This is a genomic window from Frankia sp. AiPa1, from assembly GCF_023243075.1.
In the GTDB taxonomy this organism is placed as follows: domain Bacteria; phylum Actinomycetota; class Actinomycetes; order Frankiales; family Frankiaceae; genus Frankia.
Map to the genome: position 1 here is coordinate 1 of NZ_JALKFZ020000043.1, position 10817 is coordinate 10817.

At 74.5% G+C, this 10817-nt stretch carries 2 protein-coding genes; both read right to left on the minus strand.

Annotation, left to right across the window (positions count from 1 at the left end; translation table 11 throughout):
- The coding region (locus MXD95_RS06340) for a beta-ketoacyl synthase N-terminal-like domain-containing protein (RefSeq protein ID WP_250639602.1) at positions 1–641 on the minus strand (641 nt) is incomplete at its 3' end.
- A 76-nt stretch (positions 642–717) separates the two neighbouring features.
- On the minus strand, positions 718–10680 hold the full coding sequence (locus MXD95_RS06345) for an SDR family NAD(P)-dependent oxidoreductase (protein WP_374121979.1): 9963 nt from the start codon (positions 10678–10680) through the stop codon (positions 718–720).
- Between the last annotated feature and the right edge of the window lie 137 nt (positions 10681–10817).

The window sequence follows — 10817 nt, forward strand, 5'->3', positions numbered from 1 at the left end:
TGCAGTGCGACCAGCGAGGACGAGCAGGCGGTGTCCACGGTCACCGCCGGCCCGCGCAGACCGAAGGTGTAGGCCACTCGGCCGGAGGCGAGGCTGGTGGCGTTGCCGGTCATGATGTGGCCGTCGAACTCGGTGGGCACCCGACCGCGCTCGGGTGCGTAGCGGCTGGCAGCCAGGCCCACGAACGTGCCGGTGCGGCTGCCCCGCAGCGTCCGCGGTTCGATGCCGGCAGCCTCGATGGACTCCCACACGGTCTCCAGCAGCAGTCGGTGCTGCGGATCCATGGCGGTGGCCTCCCGCGGTCCGATGCCGAAGAAGGCCGGATCGAAGGCGCCGGCGTCGCGCAGGAAGCCGCCGCGGCGCACGTACGAACGGTCCGGGCGGCCGGGTTCGGGGTCGTACAGGCCGCCCAGGTCCCAGCCGCGGTCGGTGGGAAACTCCCCGGTGGCGTCCTGGCCGGCGTCGAGCAGCTCCCACAGGTCCTGCGGGGACTCGACGCCGCCCGGAAACCGGCAGCTCATCCCGATGATCGCAATGGGCTCGCGGTCGCGTTCCTCAAGTTCGGCCAGCCGGCGGCGCACCTGTCGCACATCGGTGGTGGCCCGCCGCAGATACTCGCGCAGCTTCTCCTCGTTGGACATCCGATCACCGTTCTCTTCGGGGCACCGTTCTCGTCGGGGCACGGCGGGGAGTCCGTCGCGCCGTGGCGACCCGCCGTCAGGGGGCGCCGATCTCCTGGTCGAGTGCGTCGAACAGTTCCTCGTCGGTGGCGGTGAACAGGCGCTCGTCCGGCGTGGGTGATCCGTCGACGAGCGGCGCGCGGCCGGCCAGAGCAAGCAGGCGCGGCCGGATCACCGCCAGCGCGGGATCGCTCGCGGTGAGGCGTTCCAGCGCTGTCTCCAGCTCGGCCAGCCCGGCGAGCACGGCCTCGGCGGGTAGGTCCGCGCCGGGCGGACGCCCGCCGGAGCCGCCGGCGGCGGCGAGCAGCTCCGCGCTGAGTAGCGTGGCGACCTCCGCCGGTGTCGGATGATCGAAAAGCAGCGTGGTGGGCAGGGTTAGCCCGGTGCGGGCGTTCAGCTGGTTGCGAAGCTCCAGGGCGGTCAGCGAGTCGAACCCGGTGTCCCGGAACGGGGTGTCGGCGCGGACGGCGTCCGCCCGCCCGTGCCCCAATACCAGCGCACACTGCGTCCGGACGAGCGCGAGCAGGTGGGCCGCACGCTCGTCGGCCGGCAGACCGGCCAACCGCTCGACGAGCGGGACCTCCCGGACGGGCTCGGCCGCGGCCGCTCGCCGCGGCGGGCGGCGGACCAGTCCGGTCAGGATGGGGTGCAGCCGACCCGCGTCGGCCTGTCGCCGCAGCGCCGCGATATTCCACCGGGCGGTCACCACGGCGGCGTCGTGCGGCGTGGCGCGGGCCACGTCGAACAGCGCCATCCCCTGGACCGGTGACAGCGGTGCCAGGCCGGTGCGACCGAGCCGGGCGCGGGCGACGTCGTCGAGACCGCCGGCCATGCCGCCCTCCGACGCCCACAGCCCCCAGGCCATCGAGGTCGCGGGTAGGCCCCGGGAGCGGCGGTGCGCGGCAAGCCCGTCCAGAAAGGTGCTGGCTGCCGCGTAGGCACCCTGACCGGCGCTGCCGAGCACCCCGGCGGCCGAGGAGAAGAGTACGAACTCCGCCAGTCCCGCGCCGGTGGTGAGCTCGTGCAGGTTCCATGCGGCGTCCACCTTCGGGCGCAGCACGGTGCTGAGCCGGGCCGGAGTCAGCGCCGCCAGGACACCGTCGTCCAGGACTCCGGCCAGATGGATCACCGAGGTCAGTGGTTGATCGGCCGGCACGGCGGCCAACGCGGCGGCCAGCTGCGCACGATCACTGGCATCGCAAGCCACCACCGTGGCCTGCGCGCCGAGGTCGGCGAGGTCGGCGACGAGCCGGCGGGCGCCGGCGGCCCGCGAGCCCTGCCGGCTGAGTAGCAGCAGGTGCCGCGCGCCGTGCACGCTCGCCAGGTGCCGGGCGAGGACGCCGCCGAGTGCCCCGGTACCACCGGTGATCAGGATGGTTCCCGATGGGGACAGCGGCAGCGAGGCCGCCACGGTCCGGTCGCCGTGGCGGTGGGTGGGGGAATCCGGTGTTTCACCGGCGCGTGGCACCAGCTGGGGGCTGGGCGTCCGAGGGCCGGGGACCTGGAGGCGGGGCACGAAAACCGTGCCCGCCCGCACCGCGCACAGCCCGGCGCCCGAGTCGACCGCCGCCGCCAGCCCGTCCGCTGCCGAGCCCACCAGCTGCGCCAGACCGGTCGCCGGCTCCAGATCCACGAGAACGAAACGGCCCGGGTTCTCGGACTGGGCGGTCCGGACCAGCCCCCACACCGCGGCGCGGGCCAGGTCGGGGACGCCTTGGCGCGGGTCGGTCGCGACCGCGCCCTGGGTGACGACGACCAGCCGGGCCTCGGCGAACGCCGGCTCGGCGAGCCAGTCCTGGATGATCCGCAGCACGGCGGAGACCTCCGCATGCACGATTGCGGGCAGTGCCGGGTCGTGCTCCCCGTCGGCCGGACGGACGTCGGGAGCGGCGGCGGATGATGGCAGCGGGAGCAGGACCGCCGGGGGCAGCGGCGTTCCAGCAGCGATCGTCTCCCGCAGCTCGCGTAGGTCGGAGCACAGCCGTACGGCGTCGACGCCGAGCAGCCGGCGCACCGGTTCGTGTTCGGCCGGGTCCGCGAGCACGGTCCACTGGTCGCTGGGTCGCGGGGCGGCACCCGTCAGTCCCTCGCTATCGGACGGGCTGGCGGAACCCTCGTCGAGGTCCGCCGTCGGCGGCGCCCACCTCAGCACGTGCAGCGGCAGGCGCTGGCCGAGATCGGTGGTTGCCGCGCTGCCAGTACCGGTGCCGGCGCTGTCGACGCGCAGCGACCCGACGGTGAGGACCTTCTGCCCGGCGCCGTCGGTGAGGACGATCGAGCTGCCCTGCTCCCCTCCGCCGACCTGGCCGCGCACCTCGGTAGCACCCGTCGCGTGCAGTCGGACATTGGTGAAGGTCAGCGAGATGGGTGCCGCCCCCGGGTCGGTCCGGGACAGGGCGTGCACCGCCGCCGCGAGCAGGGTGGGATGCACGGCGCTGCGCTCGGCTTCGGGACGAGTCCCCGGTGTCACCTCGACCTCGATGAAGCCGTGCGCGCCGCGGTGCCAGGCTCCCCGGACGAGGGCCGGTGCGGCCGCGTCCACCAGCGCGGAGAACTCGTCGTCGTCGACGTCGACCGCCTCCGTCGGCGGCCATCGCCGCGTGTTCTCGCCGATCGGATTCATCTGGGGCGAGAGCTCGCCGCCGAGTGCGGTCGCGCCCCCGATGGGGGAGGGGGTGAGCACGCCGAGCGCGAACGGCGTCCAGGCGGACGCGGAGTACTGGCCGTCGACGGCATCGTCCCCGGTGCCGTCATCGTCGCCCGCACCGACCGGACGGGTGTGCACCGAGACGGCCCGGGCGCCGGATGGGTCCTCGGCGGCCACGACGAGCCGCAACCGCAGCGCGGCCCCCGACGCGGCCGTCCCCGGCGTGACCGTCAGTCGTTGCAGATGTCCGGTGCCGGTGCGCAGGCCCGCGTGCAGGGCCAGCTCCACGCCGACCCCCGCCAGCAGCTGCGCCGAGAGATTCACCAGCCAGGGCCGCGTTCGGCCTGAGAGGACGCCCGTGAACACCGCCGTGCCGTCCGGCAGGTCGACGGCGGCGGCGAGCAGCGGATGGCCGGCGTCGTGCAGACCGGCGGCGGTTATGTCCGCCGGGGCTGCCTCGTCCGCGAGCCAGTAGCGGTCGCGCTGGAACGGATAGGTCGGCAGTCTGGTCGCAGCGGCGACGCGGCCACCGAACACCGACTCCCAACGCACCTCGGCGCCATGCACGAACAGGACTGCCAGCGCCAGTGCCGCCGCGGCGGACTCGTCGCGGTCGGCGCGTAGCACCGGCAGGGTCACCACGCCCGGCGCGTCGGGCAGACAGTCCTGGGTCAGGTGGGTCAGCGCACCCTGCGGTCCCAGTTCCAGGTAGGTGGTGACGCCGAGGGTGTGTAGGTGGTGGATGCCGTCGTGGAAGCGGACGGGGTGGCGGATGTGGTCGGTCCAGTAGTCGGGGGAGCGGAGTTGGTCGGGGGTGGCGGTGTGGCCGGTGAGGTTGGAGATGAGGGGGATCCGGGGTTCCTGGTAGTCGATGGTGGTGGCGATCTCGCGGAAGCGGTCGAGGATGCCGTCCATGTGCGGGGAGTGGAACGCGTGGCTGACGGTGAGCCGCCGGGTTCGTCGCCCCTGCGCCCGCCACTGCTCGGCCAGGCTCAGGCAGACGTCGCGGTCGCCGGAGATGACCGTGGCGGCGGGGCCGTTGACGGCGGCGATGCAGACGCGGTCCTCGAGCCCTGCCAGCGCCGCGGTGACGTCCGCCGCCGCCACGCCGACGGCGACCATCGCGCCGTCCGCCCGGGCGGCCTGCATCAGGTCGCCGCGGGCCGCCACGAGTCGGCAGGCGTCGGCGAGCGACATCACCCCGGCGGCGTGCGCCGCCGTCAGCTCGCCGACGGAGTGGCCGATGAGGTGGTCGGGGACGACACCCCAGTGGGTGACCAGCCGGAACAGGGCCACCTCCACGGCGAACAGCGCGGCCTGGGTGTAACGGGTCTGGTCTAGCAGCCCGGCGCGCGGATCGTCTGCCGCCGCGAACAGGATCTCGCGCAGCGGTACCTGAAGATGGGGGTCGAGGTGGTCGCACACCTCGTCCAGGGCCCGGGCGAACACGGGATGGGCCGCATGGAGCTCGCGACCCATCCCTGCGCGCTGGCTGCCCTGCCCGGAGAACAGGAACGCGACGGGACCGGCGTTGCCCGGCTCTCCCCGGGTGACGCCGGGAGCCGACGTGCCCTGGGCTAGGGCGGCGAGTCCGTCGAGCAGCTGATTGCGGTCAGCGCCGGTCACCGCCGCGCGGTGCCCGAGGAAGGCCCGGGTGGTGGCCAGCTCGGCGGCCACCTCGGCCTCGGCCAGGTCGGGGTGCTCGGCGAGATGCCCGCGCAGCCGGGCCGCCACCGCGCGCAGCGCCTGGGGACTGTGCGCTGAGAGCAGCCACGGCGCCGCGACGGCGACCGGCGCCGGCGCCGGCGCCGCGATCGGCGGTGCCTCTTCGAGGATCACGTGCGCGTTGGTGCCGCTCATCCCGAACGCCGACACGGCGCCGCGGCGAGGGCGGTGCTCGTCGGCAGCCCACGGGCGGGCCTCGGTGAGCAGCCGCACGTCGCCCTGCTCCCAGTCGACGTGCGGGGACGGCTCGTCCACGTGCAGCGTGCGGGGCAGCAGGCCGTGGCGCAGCGCCTGCACCATCTTGATGACACCGCCGACACCCGCGGCCGCGTTGGTGTGGCCGATGTTGGACTTCAACGAGCCGAGCCACAGCGGCCGGTCGGCAGGGCGATCCTGGCCGTAGGTGGCGAGGATGGCCTGGGCCTCGATCGGGTCGCCGAGGCTCGTGCCGGTGCCGTGGGCCTCCATCGAGTCCACATCGCCGGGGGTCAGGCCGGCGTCGTCGAGGGCCTGCCGGATCACCTGCTCCTGCGCGGGACCGCTGGGCGCCGTCAGTCCATTGCTGGCGCCGTCGGAGTTCATCGCGCTACCGCGGAGGATGGCGAGCACGGGGTGCTGGTTGCGCCGGGCGTCGGAGAGCCGTTCCAACAGCAACAGACCGACACCCTCCGCGAAAGCCGTGCCGTCGGCCGTCGCGGCGAAAGCACGGCAGCGTGCGGTGGGGGACAGTCCCCGCTGCCGGCTGAACCAGACGAACAGGTCGGGGGTGGCGAGCACCGTTGCGCCCCCGGCCAGTACCAGGTCGCACTCCCCACTGCGCAGTGACCGCATCCCCAGATGCAGCGCGACCAGCGATGACGAGCAGGCCGTCTCCACGCTGACGGACGGGCCGCGCAGCCCGAAGGCATAGGAGAGTCGTCCGGAGGCGACGCTGCTGGCACTGCCGATCCCCAGGTATCCCTCCAGGTCGTCGGGCACGGAGCGCAGCCGCGAGCTGTAGTCGGTACCCACCGTTCCCACGTAGACGGCCGTGCGGGTGTCCCGCAGCGTGTCCGGGGGGATGCCGGCGCGCTCGAACGCCTCCCAGGCGGTCTCCAGCAGCAGCCGGTGCTGCGGATCGGTGGCGAGCGCCTCCCGTGGGCTGATACCGAAGAACTCGGCGTCGAAACCGTCCGCATCGTGGAGAAAGCCGCCTTGGCGGGCGTAGGTCGTGCCCGGCCGGTCCGGGTCGGGGTGGAACAGCTGGTCGAGGTCCCAACCGCGGTTGGTGGGGAAGTCGGAGATCGCGTCGGTGCCGTCGGCGAGGATGCGCCACAGCCGTTCCGGCGAGTCGGCTCCGCCCGGATAGCGGCAGCCCATCGCCACGATCGCGATCGGGTCGTCGGGTTGTCCGGATCGGTTCGCCGGCCCGCGTGCGCGCACCCAGGACTGTTCGGGCTGGACGCGAGCGAGCAGGAAACGGGCCAGCGCGAGCGGATTCGGCTGGTCGAACGCGACGGTCGTGGGCAGGCGCAGACCGGTAGCCGCCGCGAGCCGGTTGCGCAGCTCCACCGCGGTCAGAGAGTCGAAGCCGAGGTCGGTGAACGCACGGTCGGCGCGTACGGTCCGAGCGTCGGGCAGGCGCAGCACGGCGGCCACCTGGGCGCGGACCAGATCGACCAGGGCGCTCCGCTGACGGCCGGCGGGGATGCCGGCGAGCTGGCGGCGCAGCGCGGTCGAGGTGGTGGCGACCGGTGTCGTCCGGCCAGTGAGCGTGGCGAACAGCGGCGCCGCTGTGCCTGCTCCAAGAGCCGAGCGCAGGGCGGCGGGGTGCAGGGGGGCGGGCAGCAGCACGGCCCGGTCCCGTCCCGCGCCTGCGCTGGCCGTGAACAACGTCCGGACCAGGTCCGCGGACAGCGGGGCGAAGACGGCGCCGGCCGTGCGCCGTTGGTCCGCCGCGCCGGCCCGCTGCCATGGGCCCCAGCCCAGCGACGTCGCCGGCAGGCCGGCGGCACGGCGGTGCTCCGCCAGCGCGTCGAGGAAGGCGCCCGCCGCCGCGTGGCCGGCCCGGCCAGCCGCGCCGGCCGTGGCCGCCGCACTGGAGAACAGCACGAACTCGGTCAGCGGCCAGGTGGCGGTCAGCTCGTGCAGGTTCCAGGCCGTCCGCGCGCCGGTGCCGAGCACGGTGTCGAGCTGACCCGGGTCCAGCGAGTCGATCATCCCGCGCACACCCAGGTCGGGGACATACACCACAGCGCGCAGCGGGTGGTCGGACGGGATGCCCGACAGCAGCGTGGACACCGCCGCCCGGTCCCGGGTGTCGCACTGCGCGATCTCGACCCGCGCGCCCTGGTCCCGCGCGGCCGCCGCGGCGGTGCGCACCGGACCGTCGGCGCTCTCCGGCGCGGGTCCCGCGGTGGCCCGCTGCGCCGGCCGACCGAGCGCGACGAGCAGGTGGCGTACCCCGTGCGCGGCGACCAGCTCGTCGACGACGAGGGCCAGGTCCGCCGGCTCGTCCCCGGCGACCAGCACGGTCGCGTCCTTGTCGAACCGCCAGGCCGGCGCCGTGGCGTCGATGGCGGCGTGGGCGTCCGTCGGGGGCAGCGCCCGCAGCCGGGGAGCACGTGGCTGACCGTCCCGAAGCGCCACCTGCCACTCACCGCCGGCGAGGGCGTCGGCGACGGTCTGATGCAGCAGGCGCGCGGCGGCCTGCGGCCGCTGACCGGCGGCGCGGGGGTCCGCGTCCAACAGAACGAACCTGCCCGGTTCCTCCTGTTGCGCCGAGCGCAGCAGGCCCCAGACGGTGGCGGCGGCCGGGTCGGGAGCATCGCCCGCGGCGGCGGCGACAGCACCACTGGTGAGCACCACCAGACTGCTGGCGCCGAGTCGGGTCTCGGCGACCCATCCGCGAGCCAGCGCGAGCACCTGGCCGGCGGCGGCCCGCGCGGCGTCCGGCAGGTCCGGTGTGGCCCCGTTGGTGCTGGCGGCCGCCGCGGTGGTGGTGGTGATCGTCACGACGACCGCGTCGGGCAGCGGCAGTCCGTCCGCGACCGCCTCGGCCAGGGCGGTGAGAGTCGGGTGTGCTGTCACGCCCGGTAGCTGCGGGAGACCGGCGGTGTCGTCCTGGTAGTCCTGGGTCGTGGCGTGTGGGCCGCCGGGATCATCCTCCTCCGTGCCCGCGGGAGTTGCGACGACCGCCAGCCGGATGGCGGCCCGACGGGACGGGTCGGCGGCGAGCGGAACCCAGTCCAGGGCGAGCAGGGCGTCGCGGGGCAGCGCCCTCGGCGACATCGCCGCGCTCGGGAGCCGGACCGGGCCGAGGGCCAGGTCCGTCACCGAGGCGATCGGCTCGCCGTCGCCGTCGGTGAACAGCACGTCGGCCGCGCCGATGATGTCCGCGGTGGCGCCGGTGGTGGTCAGCCTGGCTCGGATCGCCGAGACAGACGTGGCCGAGCCGTGCAGGGCCACACCGTGCCAGGCTCGGGGCAGCAACACCTGGTCGGGGTCGACGAGCGACGAGGCGAACAGGGGGCGAAGCACGGCGTCGAGCAGTAGCGGGTGCAGTGTGTGGCCGTCCTGGCGCCCGGCGGGCAGCTCGGCCTGCGCGTACAGCTGCGCACCGTCGCGCCAGACCCGTACCGGCAGGTCGAACGCGGGCCCGTGCTCGAGGCCAGCGTCGGCCAACGCCCCGGCCAGGTCCGTGGGATCGAGTTCGTCGGCATCGGGTGGCGGCCAGGTCCGCAGGTCCGCCGGGTCCGGCCGGCCGGCGGCGGGCGTGACCGGGGACGTGTCGGTCTGCTCCGGGCGGTCGGCGCTCGCCACCGCGGCGGGAAGGATTCCGGTGGCGTGCCGGGTCCATCCCCCGGACCGGCCCTGCGCGTCCCGGCTGTACACGGAGACCGCCCGGCGCCCGGTGTCATCCGGGCCGCCGAGGACGACCTGTAGGTCGACGGCTGTCTCACGCGGAATCACCAGCGAGGACTCCTGCGTCAGATGCTCCACCCCGCGCACCCCGACACGGGCGGCAGCGTACAGGACGAGGTCGAGGACGGCGCTGGCGGGCAGCACCGCGAGGCCGTCGACGGCGTAGTCGGCCACCCAGGGGTGCGTGGTGGTGGCGACACGTCCGGTGAACAGGTGCTCGGCGCCGTCCGCATGGTCGAGTGCGGCGCCCAGCAGCGGGTGGTCGGGCGTCCCCAGACCCGCCGAGCCGACGTCCCCGACGAGGGGCGGGGCGTCCAGCCAGTAGCTCTCCTGCTGGAACGCGTAGGTGGGCAGGGCGATACGCCGGCCCCCGGCACCGGCGAACAGCGCCGGCCAGTCGACCCGCAGGCCGCAGGTGTGGACGGCTGCTAGCGCCCGCAGGAAGCTGTCCGGCCCCGCGGTGTCCCGGCGCAGCGAGCCGGTGACGACTGGTTCGGCCACGCCCTGCTCCTCGGCCGTCTCCTCGATGGCGGCAGTCAGGACGGGATGCGCACTGACCTCGATGAACGTCCGGTGCCCAGCGGCCAACAAGGCGCGGACCGCGTCGGCGAAACGCACGGTCTGCCGCAGGTTGCGGTACCAGTACCGCGCGGTGAGCTCCTGGGGATCGAGCCGGTCGCCCGTCACGGTCGAATAGAACGCGATGGCGCCGGGTGCGCCCACCCCGCTGTCCGCCGTGGCCGCCGCCTCGCCATCCGACTCGGCCAGATCCGCGAGCAGCGGATCGCGTACGGCCTCCACCTGAGCGGAGTGCGATGCGTAGTCGACCGGGAGCGTTCGCGTCCGCACCCCCTGCGCGACACACTGCGCGGTGAACTCCGCCAGCGCGTCCGCATCACCGGCGACGACGACCGCCGCGCGTCCGTTGACTGCCGCCAGGGCCAGCCGGTCACCCCACCGGGCGATCTGGGCACTGGTCTGCTCGGCCGACAGGGCGATCGCGGCCATGGCACCGCCCGCGGGAAGCCGGGTGAGTGCCCGGGAGCGCAGCGCCACGATGCGGGCCGCCTGCGTCAACGAGATCGCGCCCGCGACGTGCGCCGCCGCGATCTCGCCCTGCGAGTGCCCGACCACCACGTCCGGCTGCACGCCCAGGTGTCGCCACAGCGCTGCCAGCGAGACCATCACGGCGAACAGCGCGGGCTGCACGACGTCGACCCGGTCCAGGGATGGAGCCTGCGGCGCGCCGCGCAGCACGTCCCACAGCGACCAGTCGACGTACGGCGCGAGCGCCTCGGCGCAGGAATTCAGCGCGGCCCGGAAGGCGGGGCTGGACTGCGCCAGGTCGACGGCCATCCCGATCCACTGCGAACCCTGGCCCGGGAAGACGAACACGGTTCCGCCCATCGCCGTCGCGCTCCCCTGCACCAGCTTGGCCGACGTGCTGCCGGCCGGTGTGGCGTCCGTCGGGGTGAGGTCGGTCGACTGCCGGCCGCCGGACAGGGCGGCCAGCTCGGCAAGCAGCGCGTCGCGGTCGCTGCCTACGGCGACCGCCCGGTGGTCGTGGTGAGTGCGGGTCGTCACGAGCGAGAAGCCGACGTCGGCGACGGTCAGGTCAGGATGTGCGGTGGCGTACTCGTGCAGGCGGGCCGCCTGTGCGCGCAGCGCGTCCACGGTGTGCGCCGAGATCGGCCAGGCCAGGGTCGCCACCGTGCCGGCGGTCACCCAGGGGGCGCGGTGTTCGTCGGCGGGGTCCTCGTCGTGGTCGGGTGGGGCTGGTCGCGCGCCGTCGGGGTTGGTGTCCTGTTTGTCGGGTTCTTCTAGGATGACGTGGGCGTTGGTGCCGCTGATGCCGAAGGCGG